Origin of the sequence: Calothrix anomala FACHB-343 (assembly GCF_014696435.1) — a bacterium.
GTDB classification, from domain to species: domain Bacteria; phylum Cyanobacteriota; class Cyanobacteriia; order Cyanobacteriales; family Nostocaceae; genus Aulosira; species Aulosira anomala_A.
The window spans coordinates 119,239-140,203 of the sequence record NZ_JACJQG010000016.1 but is presented as its reverse complement, the minus strand read 5'-3'; the positions used below and the strand labels follow the sequence as shown (position 1 = coordinate 140,203).

Genomic DNA, 20,965 nt, shown 5'->3' with positions numbered 1-20,965 from the left:
TGATATCAACTCCCTGGCTTGTTAAATGTTGACAAGTGAATTGTCAAATTACCGTTCAACCTACAAATTCTGCCCCTTATATTGCAAAACCGAAAGTCATTATGAAATCAATTATGGTTGTGGGGACAACATCCCATGCAGGGAAATCATTGATAACTACAGCGATTTGTCGCATTTTATCGCGGCGTGGCTGGCGAGTTGCCCCCTTTAAAGGTCAAAATATGGCTTTAAATGCTTATGTTACTGCTAGCGGTGGCGAAATTGGCTACGCCCAAGCAGTCCAAGCATGGGCGGCGGGAGTTGTCCCTTGGGTGGAAATGAATCCAATTTTACTCAAACCCCAAGGTGATATGACCTCCCAAGTCATTCTCAAAGGTAGGCCTGTAGGTAAAGTCAGCGCCGCAGATTACTACGAGCAATATTTTGAGCTTGGTTGGCGCACAATCGAAGAATCCCTACAACATTTAGGCACAGAATTTGACATATTAGTTTGTGAAGGTGCTGGCAGTCCTGCGGAAATTAACCTCAAGCACCGCGATTTAACAAACATGCGGGTAGCAAAATATTTAAATGCACCCACTATACTCGTAGTTGATATTGACCGTGGCGGTGCTTTTGCCCATGTAATTGGGACTTTAGAGTTATTAGACCAGGAAGAACGGGATTTAATTAAAGGTATAGTAATTAACAAATTCCGAGGACAGCGATCGCTCTTAGAATCAGGTATACAATGGTTAGAAGACCGGACGGGTATCCCAGTAATTGGTGTGATTCCTTACTTGGAACACATGTTACCCGCAGAAGATTCTCTCAATCTATTAGAAAGAAAACCTCATAAAAGCCAAGCTGACCTAGATATCGCAGTCCTACGCTTACCGAGAATTTCCAACTTTACCGACTTTGACCCCTTAGAATCAGAACCCAGCGTATCGGTAAGATATCTCAACCCCAAGCAAGAATTAGGTCATCCAGACGCCGTCATTATCCCCGGTACAAAAACCACAATTGCTGACTTGATAGTACTGCAAAAAAGCGGTATGGCAGAAGCAATCCAACATTATGCGGCTTCTGGTGGTACAGTATTAGGCATCTGCGGCGGCTATCAAATGCTAGGTCAGATGATTGCCGATCCTGAAGGTATAGAAGGACAAGCCGGTAGATACCAAGGATTAAATTTATTACCCATCAGAACTGTAATTACAGGGCAAAAAATCGCCCGTCAGCGCCAAGTTAGCTCGAATTTCCCGCAAATGGGCTTACCAGTGTATGGGTTTGAAATACATCAAGGGCGATCGCGCATTGAACAGCAAGCAGATAACCAAGCCTATCAACCCCTGTTTGATGATGTTAACTTAGGGTTAGTGGATAGTTGTCAATCAGTGTGGGGTACTTATCTCCACGGACTATTTGATAACGGGCCTTGGCGACGCGCTTGGTTAAACCGTCTGCGTCAACAACGGGGTTTAAAATCTTTGCCTACTGGTGTTGCAAACTACCGCGAACAGCGAGAGCAAACTTTAGATTCCCTAGCCAGCGAAATTGAAAATCATTTAGACTTAACACTCTTTTTATCCTAGAGAGGTTGCTATTTCATGAGTGTTCGCGTCCAATTTTTACCAGATGATGTCACAGTTAATGCGGAAGTCGGGGAACCCCTCTTAGAAGTAGCAGATCGGGCGGGGATATTTATCCCCACTGGTTGTCTTATGGGGACTTGTCACGCTTGCACTGTGGAATTAGAAGATGGCGAAACCATCCGCGCTTGTATTACAGCAATACCACCCGGACGCGAACAATTAACTATTAATCTATTTAGCGATCCGACTTGGTAATGGTTAGTCACATCCTCCATGATTGCTATCAGTAAAAAGTCAAAAATATCTGGTATGTGAAGGCTGACAGTGTTTTAACACAAGCACTTTAGTAGTTAATGCTACTCAACTTCTGCCCTCAATCGTCGGTTATTTTGGTGTAAATATTATTTTGACAAATTATACCATTTTGAAAAAAGAACGCGACAGATGGGTAGTAGGGGCACGGCACCAGTAAAATATTTGATATGCCATAAAGATTGTGGATGCCGTGCCCCTACAAAGAATTTATCTGTCGCAAACATTATTTGAATTGGTATTATTACAAATTTTCTGGAGATAGAGAATTTCTAAATTTATTTAACCTTGTGAATCTAAAGCGCAACAAAGATGTATTCCCATGTAATAGCCAAATAGAGGAAAACTTTCTAGCATTTGATAACTCAATGAAATCTTAAAAAAATGCCAAAAAAGATTCGAGAACTCAAACAAATGCTTCTCTAGGCTGGTTTTACAGAACTACCAGGAAAAGGAAGTCATACTAACTGGATACATCCCCTCTATCATGGAAAAGTTACGATTTCAGGCAAAGATGGATCGGATGCTAAACGCTACCAAGAAAAGGAAGTGAAACAAGCTATTGAGTCAGTAGAGGGTAACAGCCAAAATGAGTAAACTTAAATACCAGATGGTGATTCAGTGGTCTGAAGAAGATGATTGCTTTTTGGTAGGATTTCCTGATTTTCCAGGACAAAGCTGGCGGACTCATGGAGATACTTACGAGTCAGCAGTAGCAAATGGAATTGAAGCATTAGAGTCTCTAATTATTGCTTATGAAGCGGCTGGCGATCCGCTTCCAGAACCAGCATTTTATAACGCCGCATAAAATTACCTTTTTAGGGCGTATTCTCGAAATCTTTCCAAATCAGCTTGAATTGTCGATTCTACCGCCCGCCCCAAAAACAAATTATCCATGATTTTGCCAATAATCCCCGGAATGGCATAGGAAACACTGAGCTTAACAATACTGCTACTATGGCGATCGTAAAAGCGAATCGCCCCTTGATTTGGTAAGCCATCAATCGATTCCCACTGAATAATCTGATTGGGAATTACTTTGAGAATCCGGGATTTCCAGCTAAAATCTAGACCGCCAGTACTCAGTTTCCAAATAGATATATCTGGATCTTCTGGCGATATCTTCACCGAATCAATCCACTTCATCCATTTTGGCATTTGTTCCAAGTCAGACCAGAGACTCCAGACAAAATCTATCGGAGCCTCTACTTCTACCTGTACGCTATGCTCTAACCAGTCTGACATTTTTCTTCCTCTGCAGTTGGTTACTTTTTCACCAAAGTCCTCGCGCCGTGGAGAGCTACCGGGCTTTAGACATGGGGGTAAGGCGCAGGCGAATTTATTCGCACTCACATTATCGCCTTGGGGTTGCTGCATTCGGTGTACTTTTGTTTTGTACTTTCAACGGGACAGTTACCGTTTCAAACTTTACAACCCTGTACGCATAATGTTTTGCTCGAAAGAGCCTCCCTTGCGGGGTAATGTGAGCTTCGACAATGTTAGAGGTCGGTGAGGCAGTGTGGTCTTTTTGGTTTCCAAAATGAACAACTGCCGAACCCCGAAGGGGTAACTATCCGAACGACACTGGTTTAACCCCTTTAAGCCTGTTTAATCGTTCGGTTCTAGAGCAGAGGACTAGCTTATCCCAAGGGGAGACGCTGCGCGAACGCATCCCCTGGTAGGTCTTTAACTCTTGCCTCTAACGTAGTTCAGTTAAGAACTTAGTCTGGTCAGATTAGGGCTTTTTTCAAGCCCCGCCCTTTAGGGCTGGGGTTTCTGACATTCTCCAGAATCGCTTTTGCCGCCCGCCGCCCGGAAATAGTGGCTCCTTCCATACTATCGATATAATCTTGCTGGGTGTAACTTCCAGCCAAGAAGAAATTAGGTATAGGTGTCTTTTGATCGGGACGGTACAGATCCATTCCCGGCGCTTCGCGGTAGAGAGATTGCGCCAGTTTGACTACGTTGTACCAAGTCATATTTAACTCCCGCGATGAGGGGAACAGTTCGTGTACTTGTTGAAGTACGTGCTGGGCGATCGCTTCGTTGCTTTGTTTAATAAACGGATCTCCCGGTGTCAGTACCAACTGTAACAATGAACCCTGCCCTGAACGATAATAATCAGATGGGCTAGTCAGCGCTAAATCCGCAAAACAAGAAAAATCAGCATCGGCGGTATAAAGCAAATTATCTATACCCACTGCATGATTTAGCTGTTTGCGTTTTTCCCCATCTTGCAGTTCTGTCACCCAGCCATCAAACCTCAGTTGGACTGTGGCTACAGGTACGGCATCTAATTTATAAATATTGTCAAATTCTGACCATTTTCGCCACTCTTGGGGAATAATTCGCTGAATTCCCGGTACATCACAAGCAAAGACGTAGGCGTCAGCTGTAATTACTTCTTCTTGCTCGCCTTGGGCAACTACGATACCAGTAACGCGGGTGTCTTGCTCTGATTCCGTAAATTGAATTTCCCGCACTTGACGCCGGGTATAAACTTGAGTCCCCCTAGCCGCTAAATATTCCAAGATTGGCTTATGTAGGTACTCATGGGGCGAACCTTCCAGCATCCGCAATATAGAAGCCTCCGTTCTCACAGCAAAGAACTGGAAGATTGTCAACATACAACGAGCAGAAATATTTTCGCAATCAATAAAGCCTAGAGCGTAGGCGATGGGGTTCCACATCCGCTTAATGCTACCTTGACTGCCACCGTGACGGCGAAACCAATCAGCAAAGCTAATTTTATCTAAATCGCGAATGGTTTTCATCGCCCCGTCAAAGTCCACTAAACCCCTAACTATGGGGCTAGTGCCTAAGGCGATCGCATTTTGTAATTTATCTTGTAGTGATAGTTGGGAAGTCGTGAAAAATGCCTTTAAGCCATTAAAAGGCGCACCTGTGAAGAAACGAAAATCTAAAGCACCTGTGCGCCCCCCTTTATTGATAAAAGTGTGGGTATGTTCTTTTAGGCGTAAGTTATCTAAGGCCCCCACTTTGCCCATTAAGTCAAACAGTTGATAGTAGCAGCCAAAAAATACATGCAACCCCATTTCTATGTGGTTACCATCGCTATCTACCCAACTGCCAACTTTTCCACCCACAAACGGACGGGACTCAAAAATCTGCACTTCACAGCCAGCATCTGCTAAATCAACAGCAGTTGCTAGCCCTGCTAGTCCCGCACCTACGATTGCAACGCGCATTCCGTCGTCCCTTTTCAGTTTCTTTACAGATTGTAACTGGCCTGGTGTCGGAATTTGCTACTGACATTTAGTTAATTAGCATTTCAGGGCATAGAAGTGTTTGATTACACAAGCTCATCGTCTAGCAGTCCTAAGTTATGAGTAATACCTCATCCATCCCTCAAACCAAAGGATTAACTAACTCAGCACTTACTCGGTAAATACTGAATCAGTATCAGTATTTCCCGCATTTTGGCAAACACTTCCTAACTGCTGGTTTATTTATTGTCTTCTGCGGTAGATAAACCTCTGATCAGTTCCCGAATTACATCGGTTGCTGGTCTACCAGTCTGCTGACAATATTGTTCCAGCTTCTCCGCTTCCTGTGCGGCAAGATTAACTGTTATACGTTTGACGGCCCACTTTTTATTTGTCATTATCATGTTATTTGCTATCTATTAACATCATTAAAAACATCTAATTAAAGAATCAAAAGAAAATATTCTTATAATTAGTGTCAGTAAACCAGGTATGCCATTAGTAAGAAAAAACCAGTTTTCTCAAAAGTTGTTCATTTTCCAATAAAATATAAAAGACAGAGTTGATTGTTTGCCGTTGTGACAGGAAAAATAGCGCACACTTGCCGTTAAAGAAAGTGATAGCGGCAAAAGTAACTTTGCTAAGTTTGGCGATTAAATTTTTGCAATCAAAGGGCGTTCATACTTTTATCTAAATCAAAATTTTCTCAATTTTTCTTTAACAAAAGCATATCGCCAACTCTTGAGAATCAATTCATAAACAAGTGTGGAAAAAACATAATACCATAACATCTCACATTCAAGTTTGCGGAAATCATTATTTTTAAACGCAGCCTTGGTAAAGATGTTTGATCTGGAGAGTTGCTGTGCGATCGCGCCTAAGAAGCTCCAAACACCAGCTAACCTGTAGGATTGCAAACTGTTGTCACTACCATCTTGTGATTGTAAACCTGGTTCATACTCAGAGCTAAATATGTCTATGAGTGCCAAAGTTTAGTCTTGTTAGTGTTTCCTATCTCTATTAGATTTGCGCTTTTCATCCCGTAGAACTTGAATACCTCCCAATGAATTAGATAGTTTTCGTTACATTAACCTTTGTATAAAATTATGGAGACTTGATCTAAATTATTGAGTTTCCTCCTTGTGAGTAATTCATAATTGCCAAAAGCCACATTTTTTCCTATTTTATGAATTGAGTATTCTTTGTAGATACTAAGAATTTATCCCAGATAAATGGGATGATAAATTCTCATTCTCTTAGAAAAAAATTAGGCTAAAACTTGTTTCTTGCAAAGACTGTCAAAACCCGATTTACTTGGGGAAGCATATCTTCATTCCAGATGATTTATCTAGATCTCAAAGTCTTGGGAAACTGTTGTGTACTAAGCCATGATGCAACTAACCATCTCTGTATAAAAAATATTGTACACCTCAATATTTTTTGGGTGCATTTATTATAGCTATTATTGCTAAAATTTAAATAATCTTTATGGTCAAGATAGATAACAGTATTTCTGCGGTTTATAAAATAATTACAAAGTCAGATTTGTTAATCTAAATTTTCAGTAAATTAAACTGACAATTTACATAATGCTGCACAATAAGAAATTAGACGTTCAGGGAATTATGCTAGATTTTAACTATTCCTAGCAATACTATAAATAGTATATCAGTGATTATTTATACTTTATTTATAAGTGCAAATAATTAATAGCAAAACCTCAGCATACCTTGACTTCATAAAGTTTTCAGTAAGTTAGAAATCTAGAAAATAGGCAATAGGAATTAGAAAATAGGACAATTCTCACTCAAAAAATACCCCATCGCCTTGTAGGCAAGGGAGCAGGGGAGAGAAAATGAAAAACTCCATCCCCTTGGGGATGGAGTTTAGGAGCGTGGTAGGCGGGATTCATGAGCTATTCTCATTAATCCTTGTAGGGGCGGGTTTATTTGGATCTTTGTTAATAAATGAGGATATCGGTGAACCCGCCCCTACAAAGACATCTAAAAACTACCCACAATATACAAGGTTGGGTTGAGGAATGTAGACGCAGATGGGCTTCGCGTAGGGTAATCGAACACCCAACGCCTTGTATATGTTGGGTTTCACTTCGTTCTACCCAACCTACGCCTCTGACACAGGAAGCGCATAAAAATTAAGGTTGTCAACAATCTACAGCCAATGGTAAACACCATATTGACTATTGACTATTGACAACCTCAACTGGAAATTAAATGCTATTTGGATAAATTCCGCAGAAAACTGCTTTCTACCTCTTGTTGACGTAGCTTAGGGTAAATTCATCGATGTAGGCTGTGGTTGTGCCGAAATTGGAATAATAATAGGAGCAGGCGTATCTGGGGTAGCTTGGGGTGCTTGTGGTTGATTTGGCTTTTCTGTGTTTGTAGTAGTTGATAAAGCCGCAGGCGTAGATGGTTTATTGGCTTGAGCAGTTTGAGGCGCTAACATTTGGGCAATTTGTACCATTAACACGCCAAGTTTGTCGGCTTGGGCAATGTTACCTTGGTCTTCGTATTCTTTACGGGCACGTTTGAAGGCGCTGTTAGCTTGTTTAATCTGACCTTGATTATATAAAGTCACCCCTAAATTGTAGAAAGCTACAGCATTTTTGGGATTCTGACGAATAGCTTGTTGGTAAACTGCGATCGCTTCAGCTGTTTGCCCGTTCATAGCCATCAAGCTGCCCAAATTATTGTAAGTGCTGGGATTGCTAGGATCTCGTTGCAGAGCTTGTTGATAAGCTGAGATCGCTTCTGGAAGCAAACCTTGATCTTGCAGGGCGATCGCTAAATTAAAGTAAGCATTGGCATTACTACCATCAAGATTAATTGCTTCTTGGTAAGCGGCGATCGCGTCTGGGATTTGTCCTTGTTCGTAAAGTGCCAAACCTAGATTATATTGAGCGGCTGGCATTTTGGCATCGATTACCAAACTGCGACGATAAGCAGTAATCGCCGCTTCTCTTTGACCTTGTTTATGTAAAGCTAAACCTAGATTGTAATGAGCATCAGCATAATTAGGATTGAGGCGAATTGCTTCTGCATATTCTTGAATCGCAACATCCAAGCGGTTTTGCTCTAAGAGAATATTGCCTAAATAATTTCTGGCGATCGCTAATTTAGAGTCGCGCCGTAAAGCTTTACGGAAAGCATCTTCTGCGCCCTGCAAATCTTGGCGGTTATAGCGGGTGACGCCCTGCTGGAAAAAACTGGCTGCATCTAGATCTTTACTTACAACGTTCTGAGCCAAGAGTTTGCTTCCGGGTAAATTAATTATGGTTGGTGCAGCCAATACCAAAAATGCCACAGAAGTTGAGAGCAACTGCCGGTGCAGTGCTACTTGAGACAAACTACGAAACCACTGGGGAAGTTGATGTTGTTTAAACATGAGTGGTAGGCCTTTACTTGTTGTTTAGATCCTTAAAGTTAAAGTACCCACCACAACATGAAAAATTAACAGTCAAAAATAAAAAGTTTAAATTTGTGACTGGGAATTTAAATTTATGACTGCTTCCGGCAAAATTAACATCGCATCACCAAAGGAATAAAAACGATATCGAGAGGCGATCGCTTCTTGGTAAACATCTAATAATCTTTGTCTGCCAATTAAAGCGCTAACCAACATTAATAAACTAGAGCGTGGTAGATGAAAATTAGTAATTAAACCTTCTACTACCTGCCATTTGTAACCAGGGTAGATAAATAAGTCAGTTTTCCCGCAAAATGGTTGTAAACTTCCCGATTGGGCTGCGCCTTCTAAAGCGCGTACTGCTGTTGTCCCTACAGCAATAATCCGCCCGCCTGCGGCTTTCGTTGCGCGAATCTGCTCGACTGTAGAAGCGGGAACTTCAATCCATTCTTCATGCATTTGGTGGCTGGTGACATCTTCCACTTCTACCGGGCGAAATGTCCCCACGCCCACGTGCAAGGTAATAAAAGCTTGATTAATTCCGCGATCGCGCAATTTTTCCAGCAATTCTGGCGTAAAGTGTAATCCGGCTGTTGGTGCTGCGATCGCTCCTGGATGTTTGGCATAAACTGTCTGATACTGTTCGTCGTCAGCTTCTGAAGCAGTGATGTAAGGCGGTAACGGAACTTCACCAAATACATCTAAAACTTGCACCAGAGAAACTCCCTCTGGTAACTCAAATTGCAATAACCTTCCGCCTGTGGCTTTATCTGTTTCTAAGACGGTAGCTGTTAGGGATGAAGGGGATGAGGGGGAAATGGCTGCTTGAGCTTTAGGTTCAAAAATAATTTGCGATCCGCGTTTGAAGCGTTTTCCCGGTTTGACTAAAGCTAACCAACAGTTATGTCGTCGCTCTTCTAGCAGTAAAACCTCTACTTCTGCACCCGTAGATTTACGGCCATATAGACGAGCGGGTATAACTCTACTGTTATTCATTAGCAGTAAATCCCCGGATTGTAAAATTTCTGGTAACTCTCTAAAAATATGGTGTATACTTCGGGAATTTATTACGAGTAGGCGAGAGCTATCTCTTGGCACAACTGGATTTTGGGCGATTAGTTCGGGCGGCAGTTCGTAATCGTAACCCGCTAATGAACAGTCTAATTCCACATTTGTTACTTCTGGATTCAAAGGTTTGTTGATGTTGTTTGGTGTTACTTGATGCTTCATAGCGATTTATTCTGCTTTCCTAGAAGTCGGGAGTAAGTTTTCCTGATTTAGGTAAATATCGGGAATAGCTGCTCAATTTCATTCCTAAATATTAAGTATTAATACTAATCCGTAACACGGAAACCCCAAGATAAAAATTGGGTAAACCTCCCTATCTAAAAACGGGGGCTTTTACCCTACCGGAAACATGGATTTATTGAGGAATATAGATATGTAGGATTGGCTTTGATCCCAAGCACCAACATGGAATACTTGTATTACCTGGCAAATGCCAGTCTAACTCTGAGGGTCGTACAATACCTGCACGGCAGACCCCAGATGCCTGTTTCTTTCGTTACCGTAATTCACCAAATAGATGGCTGGGTGGTAAGGATCAAACTCAAAGGTCAAGTTTCCCCCCAAGTTGATGGTGACTTCCGGGCTTTCCTGAATGAATTAGGAATTAGCTACGAGCCACCAATGCGGGTACAAATGGCACTTTGGAGTTTAGAAGCAGGGCAATGTCCTGTAGACGTGATGCGTCGCTACCAAGTAGCCATAGTTTCTCATGGTAGTCCAGAACGAGAAGAAATTGAGGCATTCCGCCAACAGTTTGTTCGTGGATTAGGCTACTGTCCCGAAACCTTGGCATGAGTTTCGCGAGCTATGAGGCTTTACCACAAAATAGATTAATCCGCAAGTAGGGTCACGGTATTTGCAAGAATCCCGTCTATACAGATATCTTATCTACGCCGTGCCCTACAGTTTGCGAACCCATAAATATTGTCATGCTATGGAGTCGAAAGCAGCGACAATATATTCTTGCAGTTGGAATTCGTAGTCAGCAACTAATGAACTTGCTAGAGGTTTGTGGGTACTGTTTCTTTGAGAGACATTGTTTGCTACTGGTAGACAGGAGACAATAGCAACATCAAATCTGCAAGGGTAATCGGCTTTTTCCGGGTACTGAGCTAAAAACATTTCCGCAGTACGCCACAGTTTTGTTTGCTTTTTGACGGTGATAGCGTTTCTCCCGCCAAAATCCCAATTACCTAGACTACGAGTTTTCACTTCGACAAATGCCAAGGTTGAGTTTTGAGTAACTCTGCCATCATCATATTGAGCAATAATATCAATTTCTCCCCATCGGCAAAAAAAGCGCCGATGGAGAATTAACCAACCTGTAGATTGCAGCCATTGTGCTACTAGGTCTTCACCTAAGTGCCCAATGTCGGGATAATGAGATGCAGGAGGGTTGGTCATTGGTTAAAAATATGATGCAGAAATTTACGGTGCGAATTTGGACAACTGTATTTAGTGTATTGCTGTGGGGATTAGTTGGCATCACCGCAATTATAGGTGTTGCGCCTACGGCTTTGGCATTGGAATACAATAAGGAAATTTTGATAGGAGCGGATTTCGCAGGTAGAGATTTAACAGACTCTAGCTTTACTAAAGCTAATCTTAAACAAAGCAACTTTAGTAATGCTAATTTAAGTGGTGTAAGTTTCTTTGCTGCAAATTTAGAATCAGCTAATTTTGAGGGAGCTAATCTGAGCAATGCTACTTTAGATTCGGCTCGCTTCATTAAAGCCAATTTAACCAATGCGGTATTAGAAGGTGCTTTTGCGGCGAATGCGAAATTCGATGCTGCGATTGTTGATGGTGCAGATTTTACTGATGTGCTGTTGCGTCCCGATGAGCAGAAAAAATTATGTAAAGTGGCTAAGGGTACTAATCCGACTACAGGAAGGGATACAAGAGATACGTTATTTTGTCCTTAGTGGATGATTTTAGTTTTGTCATTTGTCATTTGTCATTTGTCATTGGTAAGGGTTTTAAGCATGTTGACGTAACGTAGATAGTTTGGTTTATTCCCGCCCACTTACTTAGTACTGCTACATCGAAGTAAGCTACGTAATCATATTCTATATTTTTATAAGTCCCTGAGAATGATCGTAGATGATTCGCAATTAGCTAAAACCAAACTGCGGCGTACTCTGCTGAAACAACGCCAATTAATGTCGGTTAATGAATGGAGAGAAAAAAGCGATCGCATTTGTCATCAACTGCAAAACTCTCCTTTATTTATCCAAGCTAAAACCATACTCGCTTATTTCAGTTTTCGCCAAGAACCAGATTTAAGTCCGCTATTTACAAATAATCAGTACCGTTGGGGATTTCCTCGTTGTGTGGGTAAATCTATGTATTGGCATCTCTGGAATCCTGAAGATACTTTAGCCATCGGTAGTTATGGTATTAGCGAACCCCATCCCCACGCGCCAGTTATCAAGCCGGAAGAAGTTGATTTAATTTTAGTTCCTAGCGTGGCTTGCGATCGCCAAGGATATCGCTTAGGTTATGGCGGCGGTTATTACGATCGCTTATTGAGTTCTCCAGAATGGGCGACAAAGCCAACTATCGGAATTATCTTTGATTTTGCTTATTTACCGCAATTACCCGTTGCACATTGGGATAAACCTTTAAATTTCGTGGTTACAGAAACTCAATATAAGGGCATGGGGCATGGGGCATAGGGCATAGGATTGGGATGATGACTATATTAACGTTAATGATGAACGGGCGGGCGTTTATATAAATGCGATCGCATTTTGCGTAAGTTGAGAAAAATATATAAAAAAACGAAAATATACTTGCAACCTTTACCAATGCCCAATGCCCAATGCCCAATACCCAATGCCCATTGACAAATGACTAACTTACAACATCACCAATCACGGCTGCAAATATTAGGAATGTATGGGTTGTTAGGAGCGATCGCTATCCTAACTCTATTTCCCTTACTCTGGTTAATCAGTACCTCGCTCAAATCGCCTACAGAAAATATCTTGCAGTCGCCGCCGCAATTATTACCCAGTCAACCGACATTAGATAATTTCTCTCATGTGTGGCAATCGTTACCTTTTGCCCAATACTTATATAACAGCACTTTGGTAGCCTTACTAACTGTGGCTTTAAATCTGCTATTTTGCGCCTTAGCGGCTTATCCCTTAGCTAGACTCTCATTTTGGGGGCGAGACTGGATTTTTACTGCTATTGTCGCCACGATTATGATTCCTTTTCAAATCGTGATGATACCCCTGTATATTTTAACGGTGCAAATCGGCTTAAGAAACACTTATTTAGGAATGATTTTTCCGAGTTTAGCTTCTGCTTTTGGGATTTTTCTCTTACGCCAAGCTTTTATGAGCGTTCCCAAAGAGATAGAAGAAGCTGCCCGTATGGATGGCAGCTCCGAGTTAGGTTTGTGGTGGTTTATTATGCTACCGGCGATTCGTCCGGCTTTGGTAACCCTGGCTATCTTCGTCTTTATCGGTTCATGGAGTGACTTTCTTTGGCCTTTGATTGTCATTCAAGACGAAAGTTTGTATACCCTTCCATTAGGAGTTGCCAAGCTTGCAGGTACGTTTTCTTTAGATTGGCGTTTGGTAGCTGCGGGTTCGGTAATTTCTATAGCCCCTGTTTTGGTACTGTTTCTTTTCTTGCAACGCTATATTGTACCTACAGAAACTGGGAGTGGGGTGAAAGGGTGAACTACCCACAGTTGGCAACGCCATCACTGTGGGCTTCCGTACTCACAGGCGAGTGCCGCAAATGAGACTTTCGTCCCATTCTTGGTCTTACCTCCCCTCCTACGGCAGAGACGGCTGAACCATCCGCCTTTAGCATTCTGATTCCTTCTGCTCTAATATTTATCGCTGCGTTTCCGTCGCGGTCATGGTGAGTGCCACAGTGAGGACAAATCCATTCACGGACATCCAATGGCATCTCACTGACTTGATGGAAACAATTAGAACAGAGTTTTGAACTGGGAAACCATCTATCAATTTCTACTAACTTCCCACCTTTGCGCTCTAGCTTATAGGCTAGAAAATTAGTAAACATTCCCCAGCCACAATCAGATATGATGAGCGCCAATTTGTGATTACGAACCATGCCCTTGACATGAAGATTCTCTACTATGACAGATTGGCTATCGCTGACTAACTTATGACTAAGTTTATGTAGAAAATCTTGCCGTGAATTACTAACTTGTTCGTACACTTTGGCAACAACTTTACGATACTTATTTCTGGAATTACTCCCTTTGACTTTACGTGCTAATTTTTTCTGTTTCACCTTCAGGTTTTTCTCATGCTTGGCAATATGTTTAGGGTTGTCGTATTTAGAAACTTTTTCACCATCAGTTACAACAGCAAAATGTTTCAAACCTAAATCAACACCATAAATCTTTCCTTCTGCAATAGTTGGATATTCCCCTTCTAGTTCAGTCAGAATAGATGCAAGATATTTACCTGATGGAGTTTTACTAACAGTGACGGTTTTGATTTTCCCCTCAATTGGTCTATGTATTTTGGCTCTAACTATCCCGATGTTGCCGGGGAGTTTAACATTGCCATCCACAATTTTGACGTTCTGAGGATATTGAATCGACTGTTTGCCATGCTTGGATTTGAATTTAGGAAATCCAGCAAGTTTGTCAAAAAAGTTCTTATGCGCAGTAGTTAAGTTGAGTGTAGTAGCTTGTAAAACTTGGCTATAACAATCAGCCAACCATTCTGTATCTTTCTCTTTTTTGAGTTTTGGTAAAAGCGCATTGAGTGCTGACTGTCCCAGTCCCTTACCCGTTTCTTTATAAGTCTCAATTGATTTATTTAGAGCGTAATTCCACCACCAGCGAGAACACCCAAATGTCTGCGTCAAAAGTTTTTCTTACTCTTTTGATGGGTATAAACGAACCTGAACAGCTTTATGCAACACTCAATATCACCTCCTTGATTTATATATCTTACTACTATCTACACTTGCTAGTAAAGTAAAATCGGAAAATATTTGGCTACTCCTCATACATCTTTTTCCTTACCAACCTACGGTTGATGATGGTCAAAGATGCAATCGTAGTAGCCCGCTATTCATCCCCACCTTACTTCGTTGAAGGTGGGGACTTTCGCGCAACGTTAAACAACGCAAAATTCAATATTATGAATTCCCGGATCAAATAGGATGTCTGAATTCATAATGTTGAACTTTATCTCATCTTGAGATAGGCACACCCATACCAATTCAAAATTCAAAATTCAAAATTAGAAAGATAAAATACTTATTGTTGAATTTTGACAAATTGGTATTTATTAATAAGCACCACTTTTTAACAACACTACGTGGATAGTCTTAAAAATTAGACCCAGATCGTAACCTATAGACCACTTACGCTGATAATCGATATCCATACTGACGATCGTTTCAAAATTGATAATACTGGAACGACCGTTAGCTTGCCATTCTCCTGTCATACCAGGCTTGACGCGCAATCTTTCCCAGTGGCGGGGTTCGTATTTGATTACTTCGTCAGGCGTGGGTGGACGAGTACCAACTAGGCTCATATCTCCTTTTAAAACATTCCAAAATTGGGGTAATTCGTCTAAACTGGTACGACGAAGAAATTTACCCACGCGAGTAATGCGGGGATCGTCTACGGCTTTGAAAATGTGACCTTGAGCTTCGTTTTTCACCAAATGCTTGAGTTTGTCAGCGTTGACAACCATTGAGCGGAACTTCCACATCCGGAAGGATTTTCCGTTTAAACCACAACGCACTTGGCAATAAAATATCGGCCCTGGATCGTCAATAAATGTAGCAAGAGCTACGGGAACTGCAACTAAAGCCGTAATCGCGAGTCCAACAATTGCACCGAGAATATCAATGAATCGTTTTCTTTTGCTGCTGATAGAAGGATGTAAAGGTTGTGGTGCTAAATTTACAGAATTAATTTGACTCAATAAAGTAAAATTATCCACAATACAATCTTGAGCGTCAGTAGTGAAAGTAGATAGGGACATAATTAGCCTTCGGTTTTTACTGGACTTAGCCGTTACTACTGTATTTTCCGTTTCCACCGAGAGTTGTACTGAGTGCTAATATAGACAATTTTCTGCAAGTTCGACGGCGACTTTACAGAATCTTTTTAAATTAGTGAAATAATATAAAGTTTCAGTGTTTTTCCGGGAGATGAAAAAAGTCGGTGATGTGTAAAAATGCGTAGAATTTTCCTAGACAGATCTATTGCCTAGAATGAATCCAGATTTGCCAGGATATAACGATGCGATTCTAGAACTTTCAAAGCTATGTGAATGCGAACCTCAACCCTTAGTGCTTTCAGTGGGAACAGGTGCAGTAAATTTTGGACTGATGGAAACAGCCAAGCGTTGGTATCAAGATAGTCAAAAGCGATCGCTTTTCACTCTGCGAGAAAATCCCACAGTAGTTGAAGCTCAATTATGGTACGAAGCATCACAACCAAAAGGAGTCTTTGGCGATTGTGCGCGATCGCAACTTTTAGCTGAGTACATATTAGACCAAGTTCAAGAACGTTTTTATTACATGGGGTTTACAGCCTATTCATCAAGGCTAGGACATGGAATTCCTCAGCCAGAATATTTTATCGGCCTCATTCCTGGGGATTTTCGGTTTTTGGTGGTGGAAACTTTTCATCAACATTTTGGTGCGGATGAAGATGAACCCCACGATATGCAAGGTTTTATTAGTTGGTTGCGTGAATTAGATGCTGAATATCCTTTCATGCTGCGAGATTGTTACGGCGCTATGGTTGAATTATTATTTCTCGAACCGATTGAAAACCCCAAAGAGTTAGCAGAGCGAATATATCGTATTTGCGGGGATGTAATTACAGAAAACGGTAGAGAAGCAAATCTGAATTCTGTAGTTGAGCGTTTACAAAAAGAACGTCGGGTACGCCTATGGTGGGATTAGTAGGGGCGGGGTGACCCCGCCCCTACGAGTTACGGGCTTGGTAAGTTAATGATGGGGATGTTTTTCTTTGCAAGTCCCCAAACTAATGCGCAACTTCTAAGGAAAAATTCAGGGTATAGGGTTCTTCCAAAGATTGACGAGTACTAGCTTTAATTGCATCTAAATAGCGACGTAAAGCTAGAAGTTGCTGAGAATTAGGGCGATAGGTGAGATTACCTTGTTTTTCAAATAAGGGAGCAGATGCGATCGCCTGATAATCTGGATTATTCTGAGAACTTGGGGTAAGCCAAGCAGCATCTGTGCTGCTGGGAATTAAACCCGCAGGTAATTCTCCTTCTAAGAAGGCTAACAGGCGTTGCTGACAAGTGCGGGTGTTAATCCCTCTACCCTCAAATAATTGCAGAACTTCATTAAAGGATAGGGGACGTTCTGGTAATAGTCGCAGTAATTCTGTAAACAGGAAATAATCGGTGTATTGTTGTCTGGGTAGTTCTAACACCTGGGGATGTAAAGGTAACATCGCTAAACCATAAGCAACTCGGCTACAATTGGGAGCGCCATTTTCACCCAAATATGCATCTTGAATAATTTTGGCGTTGGGTAATTTTTGCTTTAACCAACGGTTAGTAGTAGCGATCGCTGCAACCCCACCAGTTAAAATAGCTTGATTAATCGCTTCTGTGGGAATACCACGAGCAACTAATAATTTGTTGAGTTCGCGATTTAGGCGACGCACAAAGGGAACTAAAATTTGGCTTTCTAAATCTCGCCGTTGCAATACCCAACGCTGGTCAGCTAAATCTAAGGTAAAAGATTCTTGATGTTGTAAAATCAATTTCAAAGCTAGGGCAGCATCAAGTACCGCTTGTCCTAACAGCGAACTTTCTAAACGCTGCTGGAGGCGAACGCGAGCGCTAATATCTGGTTCGCCAACGCGGGGAAGTTCTAATTCTTCCAAGCCTAAACTTTGCCATTGCATGTAGTCTAAACCGGGAATATTTGAGCGCCATAATCCTGGCTGAGAGCTAATTTGCTCGCTACCAGTTTCTGAGCGCGATTGGCGAGATTTTGGGGGTACTAATAATTGACAAATAATATCTTGCTCAATACTTTTACCACCATAGGCAAAGCTATGCAGCATAAAATCATTATGGGTTAATTCGCTCAAGCTTTCACCTAAATCTATTAATGCCATTTCTGTGGCGGTAGCACCAATATTTAGGGCTAAAGTATTACCCAGTAATGGTTGTTCGTGGATTTGAATCGGCTGTAAACCTTTTGGACTGCTTAATTGTACAGTTTCACCGTTACCAGTATTGAGTACGCTTAAAAGACTAGCGATCGCTTCTTCGATAAAAAATACTTGCTGGGGATGTTGGACTAATTTACTCGTTAGTAATGCTTCCCTGACATTAAAGCGATATTGTTCTGACCAACTAGCTGGACAAGTGCAAATTGCTCCGGCAATATTATTGATAATCTGATGAAAGCTTTGTTCGTCTAAACCTACAGCCGCCGCAGTTAAACCTTGGGTGGTACTTTGGCGATCGGATTTTAATGTTAATAGTAGCTTAGAGAGCGATCGCACTACCCAAACTAATGGCCCTGCTGAAAATTCGTTAAATTGCAGTACAGGTTCCCATTTTTGTTGGGCGCTTTTATAGGGAATAGCTAACTGTAAATATGGTTTCAACTGTGCCGAATAGGGGGTATTAGTTAAATTATCTGCTGCTTTTCCTGACTGATTGGCGGAATTTTCGCGATCGCTTTGATTTACAGAAGCCGTCGGTAAATACACCTCTGCTGGTAATCTAAATGATTGCTGAAAGGCAGATTTTCCCCCTTGGTTTTCTGCTGACCAATAGATAGGATAAACCACAAAGGTTGAACTATTTAATAATGCCGCAGAAATTCCCGTTGTGCCTAAATCAATACCTAAATACCAGCGCGATTCCTGACTATTTGCAGATGATACTTCTGGAGGATTGGCGTTTGGCGCTACAGACAACGAAGGATTTACGGTACTGGGAGTAGTGTCTTCCTTTTTTTTTTCAATTATGGGGCTAAAATCTAACTCTGGCTCCCCTTGGGGAATCGCACCCGCTCCCATTTGTGATAATTCTGCACTATCTGCTTCGCTAGGTAACTGTTCTTGATGGTTTTGATTGTTGCTATTTACCCAGTTAGTAATCAGTTTGGATGGGGAATTGAGTAACCCATCAAATTGCGCTAAATCTTCATCTAATAACTGTAACTGCTCTTCATCTAAACTAATCTCCGGTATGCTGGAATTTGGTTCTGGTTCTAGCAAATTTTCCCTGGAAGAAGCAGTAACATAGTTTTCTAAAGATTGAGCTGGTTCTTCATCGAGAATCACTACTTCTGGTTTTGGGGTATTAGTGGTGATGGTTGTAGTTTCAATGATTTCTGGTACGGCTTCTGATACAGGAAGCACCTCCTGTTGCGTAACCTCATCCCCTAGTAATTCTGTCAGCGCTGTAATTGTATAAATATCCGATTCACTAGCCCGATTTTCAGGTATATTAACTACTTCTGCTGGAGCAGTAGTTGTATTTGTTACTTCCTCAAAAAATAAATCTTGCCACTCTGGCGTTGGTTCAGTTTGCTGTGGGGGTGGCGCAGGAATTGGTAAAATTGATGCTGGATTAATTGCAGTTTCTGGTTGGGTATCGCTCAGAGTCAACTCTGATAAATCCGCTACAGAATTATCTTCAGCTACTACTGGCGCTGCTGTTTCGCTGACTAAGTTGGGAATATTTTCTCTACCAAATAAGCTTGCATAAAGTTGATCTACTTCATCAGCTTGAGAACTATCAACCTCGAAGGTATTCGGGATGATTGATGGAGTTGATGGGGTAGGTGGTGGCTCATCTGCAATGAGTTGAGACAATACCGTATCTAAATCTTCTGTGCTAGGAGCGGGTTCTACAGGTTGTGATTGGAGAATTGGTGTCTGATTTTCAGCTAAATCAATATTGGTGTTGCTAACTGATAAATCTGTGCGATCGCCTGGATATTGTTGGAGATATTGAGTTAAGTTATTGACAAAGCTAGCCATTACCTGCTCGCCTTGCAATCCTTGATTGTGCATTCTCGCCAGTGCTTGCGATAGGGATTCATGGTAAGTCAGAATATTGCGTTGTAGTGCTTCAAATACAACATTCACCGTACCATCCAGGGATAATAAGCGTTGATCTAAGTCCTTGGCTAGCTTGGTTAACTGCTCTCCTTGGGGTGGAGTTGCTAATAAACTAGAATCTGAATTCACCGCAATTGACGAATTTGTTAAACCCTGAGTTAATTGCTGGCTTAAACTTGGTAGCAAGCGATTGCCTAAAACCTGTAAAAATTCGTTTATAATCTGCTCTTGATTGGCTAACTGCTGACTAAGAGAGTAGTTTTGCAGTCTTCTTTGCTCTAGCTGGCGAATTTCTTGTACCAGCGCCGTGCGCTCTTGGATTAAACTGGCTAATTCTGCTTGTAAAGGTTGAATTAACGCCGAAACTTGACTATTAAATTGTGCTGATAGCGCGGCGTTCACCGGCTCAGGTTGTGGTTGCTGATTGTCATCGACAGACTGAAGATTTTGTTCGACAAATCTAGCTAACAAAGGTGATATGGGTTTGATGTCGGCAGTTTTATTTACCTCATCCCCTGGTGGATTTGCGGTCGCTGCCAACCTATTGAGAAAGTCGCGAGTGCGTTCTAAAACCTCTCGTGGCTCTTGAGACTGTCCAGATAATAGCTTAGACAAACGCTTACCATTACTAGTTAGTAAGTTGTCAATATCTGCGATCAATTTTTGAATTTCATCTTGGTGAGAAGTCACTTTAGATACCTTATGTAGAAATTTACGTTAAATTGGCAAGGAAATTAATTTACAATAATTAAAGTTACAACGGCTGGCTTTGACCCGTTGAGTTGTTGGGTGCAATTTAATCATGCGATCGCTTTTGGCAATCTGGGCAATCGTTAATTAGGGACTAGGGACTAGGGACTAGGGACTAGGGGTTAGGGGGACGAAATAAATTTTTCATGTTTCCTGGCGTACCTAGTTCATCATGGCTATTTACAAAAATTGGCTTGGTAGCTACTAAAAGTCTTGGAGGACAACAACTGTTTGGTAGCATCAACAGCACAGCAGGCTACTGGGTGCTGTTTGCGCTTGATTAAACAGGTAATGTTATAGCTTCTCAGATTTCATAGCATAAAAAAACCAAAAAATTATCGCAGTTCATGAAACTACTTTTGGTAAAAAAATCATTTGTGTACTGAACTAGCCATTAATACAGCCTTGAAGAAAAAGAACCAGGAAAGAAGACAAGGAGGATAGGGAGACAAATAATTCAAAATTCAAAATTCTCTCTTGGAAAGTTCTGATCGCCGGAAGCCGGCGCT

General features: G+C 41.5%; 19 protein-coding genes and 1 pseudogene. 10 read left to right on the top strand and 10 right to left on the bottom strand.

What is annotated here, in order from left to right:
• Positions 1 to 101: 101 nt before the first annotated feature.
• The 4 genes and pseudogenes from cobQ to H6G08_RS11735 all read left to right on the top strand — a co-directional run bounded on the left by cobQ (position 102) and on the right by H6G08_RS11735 (position 2,697).
• Entirely contained in the window at positions 102 to 1,577 is a 1,476-nt protein-coding gene (gene cobQ / locus H6G08_RS11750) for a cobyric acid synthase CobQ (RefSeq protein WP_190542098.1), read from the top strand.
• A gap of 15 nt (positions 1,578 to 1,592) precedes the next feature.
• Entirely contained in the window at positions 1,593 to 1,832 is a 240-nt protein-coding gene (locus tag H6G08_RS11745) for a 2Fe-2S iron-sulfur cluster-binding protein (RefSeq protein ID WP_096642387.1), read from the top strand.
• 441 nt (positions 1,833 to 2,273) lie between these two features.
• Positions 2,274 to 2,486 (top strand): annotated as a pseudogene (locus H6G08_RS11740) (type II toxin-antitoxin system HicA family toxin).
• Positions 2,479 to 2,697 (top strand): type II toxin-antitoxin system HicB family antitoxin, encoded by a 219-nt coding sequence (locus tag H6G08_RS11735; protein WP_190542095.1) that lies wholly within the window; start codon positions 2,479 to 2,481, stop codon positions 2,695 to 2,697. The pseudogene H6G08_RS11740 and the gene H6G08_RS11735 overlap by 8 nt, the downstream one beginning before the upstream one ends.
• A gap of 2 nt (positions 2,698 to 2,699) precedes the next feature.
• Here the strand turns inward: H6G08_RS11735 and H6G08_RS11730 are convergent, their stop codons facing one another.
• From H6G08_RS11730 to queA, 6 genes are all read right to left on the bottom strand, one after another.
• Complete coding sequence (locus H6G08_RS11730) at positions 2,700 to 3,134, bottom strand: SRPBCC family protein (RefSeq protein ID WP_190542092.1); 435 nt, start codon at positions 3,132 to 3,134, stop codon at positions 2,700 to 2,702.
• Positions 3,135 to 3,619: 485 nt separating this feature from the next.
• Positions 3,620 to 5,098 carry a 9,9'-di-cis-zeta-carotene desaturase gene (gene zds / locus H6G08_RS11725; RefSeq protein WP_190542090.1) on the bottom strand — a complete coding sequence of 493 codons (1,479 nt, stop codon included), beginning with the start codon at positions 5,096 to 5,098 and terminating at the stop codon, positions 3,620 to 3,622.
• Between the two features lie 257 nt (positions 5,099 to 5,355).
• Positions 5,356 to 5,520, bottom strand: a complete 165-nt coding sequence (locus H6G08_RS11720; protein WP_190542087.1) for a ribbon-helix-helix domain-containing protein — start codon at positions 5,518 to 5,520, stop codon at positions 5,356 to 5,358.
• 291 nt (positions 5,521 to 5,811) lie between these two features.
• Entirely contained in the window at positions 5,812 to 6,105 is a 294-nt protein-coding gene (locus tag H6G08_RS11715; protein ID WP_190542083.1) for a hypothetical protein, read from the bottom strand.
• A gap of 1,300 nt (positions 6,106 to 7,405) precedes the next feature.
• Entirely contained in the window at positions 7,406 to 8,524 is a 1,119-nt protein-coding gene (locus H6G08_RS11710; RefSeq protein ID WP_190542080.1) for a tetratricopeptide repeat protein, read from the bottom strand.
• Positions 8,525 to 8,611: 87 nt separating this feature from the next.
• Positions 8,612 to 9,775: a tRNA preQ1(34) S-adenosylmethionine ribosyltransferase-isomerase QueA gene (gene queA / locus H6G08_RS11705; RefSeq protein ID WP_190542075.1), complete on the bottom strand. Its 1,164-nt coding sequence runs from the start codon at positions 9,773 to 9,775 to the stop codon at positions 8,612 to 8,614.
• A gap of 243 nt (positions 9,776 to 10,018) precedes the next feature.
• Between queA and H6G08_RS11700 the strand changes: the two genes are divergently transcribed.
• Complete coding sequence (locus tag H6G08_RS11700; RefSeq protein ID WP_045868874.1) at positions 10,019 to 10,408, top strand: hypothetical protein; 390 nt, start codon at positions 10,019 to 10,021, stop codon at positions 10,406 to 10,408.
• 132 nt (positions 10,409 to 10,540) lie between these two features.
• Here the strand turns inward: H6G08_RS11700 and H6G08_RS11695 are convergent, their stop codons facing one another.
• Positions 10,541 to 11,017 carry a YraN family protein gene (locus tag H6G08_RS11695; RefSeq protein WP_190542071.1) on the bottom strand — a complete coding sequence of 159 codons (477 nt, stop codon included), beginning with the start codon at positions 11,015 to 11,017 and terminating at the stop codon, positions 10,541 to 10,543.
• Between the two features lie 11 nt (positions 11,018 to 11,028).
• Between H6G08_RS11695 and H6G08_RS11690 the strand changes: the two genes are divergently transcribed.
• The 3 genes from H6G08_RS11690 (at position 11,029) to H6G08_RS11680 (ending at position 13,308) form a co-directional block, all read left to right on the top strand.
• On the top strand, positions 11,029 to 11,538 hold the full coding sequence (locus tag H6G08_RS11690; protein ID WP_190542068.1) for a pentapeptide repeat-containing protein: 510 nt from the start codon (positions 11,029 to 11,031) through the stop codon (positions 11,536 to 11,538).
• Between the two features lie 168 nt (positions 11,539 to 11,706).
• The gene (locus H6G08_RS11685; protein WP_190542064.1) at positions 11,707 to 12,291 is read left to right on the top strand and encodes a 5-formyltetrahydrofolate cyclo-ligase; all 585 of its coding nucleotides are present in this window, start codon (positions 11,707 to 11,709) and stop codon (positions 12,289 to 12,291) included.
• Between the two features lie 174 nt (positions 12,292 to 12,465).
• Entirely contained in the window at positions 12,466 to 13,308 is an 843-nt protein-coding gene (locus tag H6G08_RS11680; protein WP_190542062.1) for a carbohydrate ABC transporter permease, read from the top strand.
• A 1-nt stretch (position 13,309) separates the two neighbouring features.
• Here H6G08_RS11680 and H6G08_RS11675 read toward each other — a convergent pair whose 3' ends face one another.
• Positions 13,310 to 14,479: an RNA-guided endonuclease InsQ/TnpB family protein gene (locus H6G08_RS11675; RefSeq protein WP_242046132.1), complete on the bottom strand. Its 1,170-nt coding sequence runs from the start codon at positions 14,477 to 14,479 to the stop codon at positions 13,310 to 13,312.
• Positions 14,480 to 14,907: 428 nt separating this feature from the next.
• Positions 14,908 to 15,615 (bottom strand): sugar transferase, encoded by a 708-nt coding sequence (locus H6G08_RS11670; protein WP_190542059.1) that lies wholly within the window; start codon positions 15,613 to 15,615, stop codon positions 14,908 to 14,910.
• 232 nt (positions 15,616 to 15,847) lie between these two features.
• Here H6G08_RS11670 and H6G08_RS11665 point away from each other — a divergent pair, with 232 nt between their 5' ends.
• Positions 15,848 to 16,546: a DUF4253 domain-containing protein gene (locus H6G08_RS11665; RefSeq protein WP_190542056.1), complete on the top strand. Its 699-nt coding sequence runs from the start codon at positions 15,848 to 15,850 to the stop codon at positions 16,544 to 16,546.
• An 82-nt stretch (positions 16,547 to 16,628) separates the two neighbouring features.
• On the opposite strand, the gene H6G08_RS11660 is transcribed toward H6G08_RS11665, so the two are convergent.
• Positions 16,629 to 20,396, bottom strand: coding sequence for a hypothetical protein (locus H6G08_RS11660; RefSeq protein ID WP_190542053.1), 3,768 nt, complete (start codon positions 20,394 to 20,396; stop codon positions 16,629 to 16,631).
• 206 nt (positions 20,397 to 20,602) lie between these two features.
• On the opposite strand from H6G08_RS11660, the gene H6G08_RS11655 reads away from it, so the two are divergent.
• Positions 20,603 to 20,740, top strand: a complete 138-nt coding sequence (locus tag H6G08_RS11655) for a hypothetical protein (RefSeq protein ID WP_190542050.1) — start codon at positions 20,603 to 20,605, stop codon at positions 20,738 to 20,740.
• The last annotated feature ends 225 nt before the right edge of the window (positions 20,741 to 20,965 follow it).

Bases quoted from the DNA above. Each gene is read 5' to 3' on its own strand.
- H6G08_RS11720 (WP_190542087.1), bottom strand. From the start codon at position 5,520: ATGATAATGACAAATAAAAAGTGGGCCGTCAAACGTATAACAGTTAAT.
- H6G08_RS11665 (WP_190542056.1), top strand. From the start codon at position 15,848: ATGAATCCAGATTTGCCAGGATATAACGATGCGATTCTAGAACTTTCA.
- H6G08_RS11735 (WP_190542095.1), top strand. From the start codon at position 2,479: ATGAGTAAACTTAAATACCAGATGGTGATTCAGTGGTCTGAAGAAGAT.
- H6G08_RS11690 (WP_190542068.1), top strand. From the start codon at position 11,029: ATGATGCAGAAATTTACGGTGCGAATTTGGACAACTGTATTTAGTGTA.
- zds (WP_190542090.1), bottom strand. From the start codon at position 5,098: ATGCGCGTTGCAATCGTAGGTGCGGGACTAGCAGGGCTAGCAACTGCT.
- queA (WP_190542075.1), bottom strand. From the start codon at position 9,775: ATGAAGCATCAAGTAACACCAAACAACATCAACAAACCTTTGAATCCA.
- H6G08_RS11680 (WP_190542062.1), top strand. From the start codon at position 12,466: ATGACTAACTTACAACATCACCAATCACGGCTGCAAATATTAGGAATG.
- H6G08_RS11655 (WP_190542050.1), top strand. From the start codon at position 20,603: ATGTTTCCTGGCGTACCTAGTTCATCATGGCTATTTACAAAAATTGGC.
- H6G08_RS11745 (WP_096642387.1), top strand. From the start codon at position 1,593: ATGAGTGTTCGCGTCCAATTTTTACCAGATGATGTCACAGTTAATGCG.
- cobQ (WP_190542098.1), top strand. From the start codon at position 102: ATGAAATCAATTATGGTTGTGGGGACAACATCCCATGCAGGGAAATCA.
- H6G08_RS11670 (WP_190542059.1), bottom strand. From the start codon at position 15,615: ATGTCCCTATCTACTTTCACTACTGACGCTCAAGATTGTATTGTGGAT.
- H6G08_RS11695 (WP_190542071.1), bottom strand. From the start codon at position 11,017: ATGACCAACCCTCCTGCATCTCATTATCCCGACATTGGGCACTTAGGT.
- H6G08_RS11710 (WP_190542080.1), bottom strand. From the start codon at position 8,524: ATGTTTAAACAACATCAACTTCCCCAGTGGTTTCGTAGTTTGTCTCAA.
- H6G08_RS11700 (WP_045868874.1), top strand. From the start codon at position 10,019: ATGGAATACTTGTATTACCTGGCAAATGCCAGTCTAACTCTGAGGGTC.
- H6G08_RS11685 (WP_190542064.1), top strand. From the start codon at position 11,707: ATGATCGTAGATGATTCGCAATTAGCTAAAACCAAACTGCGGCGTACT.
- H6G08_RS11730 (WP_190542092.1), bottom strand. From the start codon at position 3,134: ATGTCAGACTGGTTAGAGCATAGCGTACAGGTAGAAGTAGAGGCTCCG.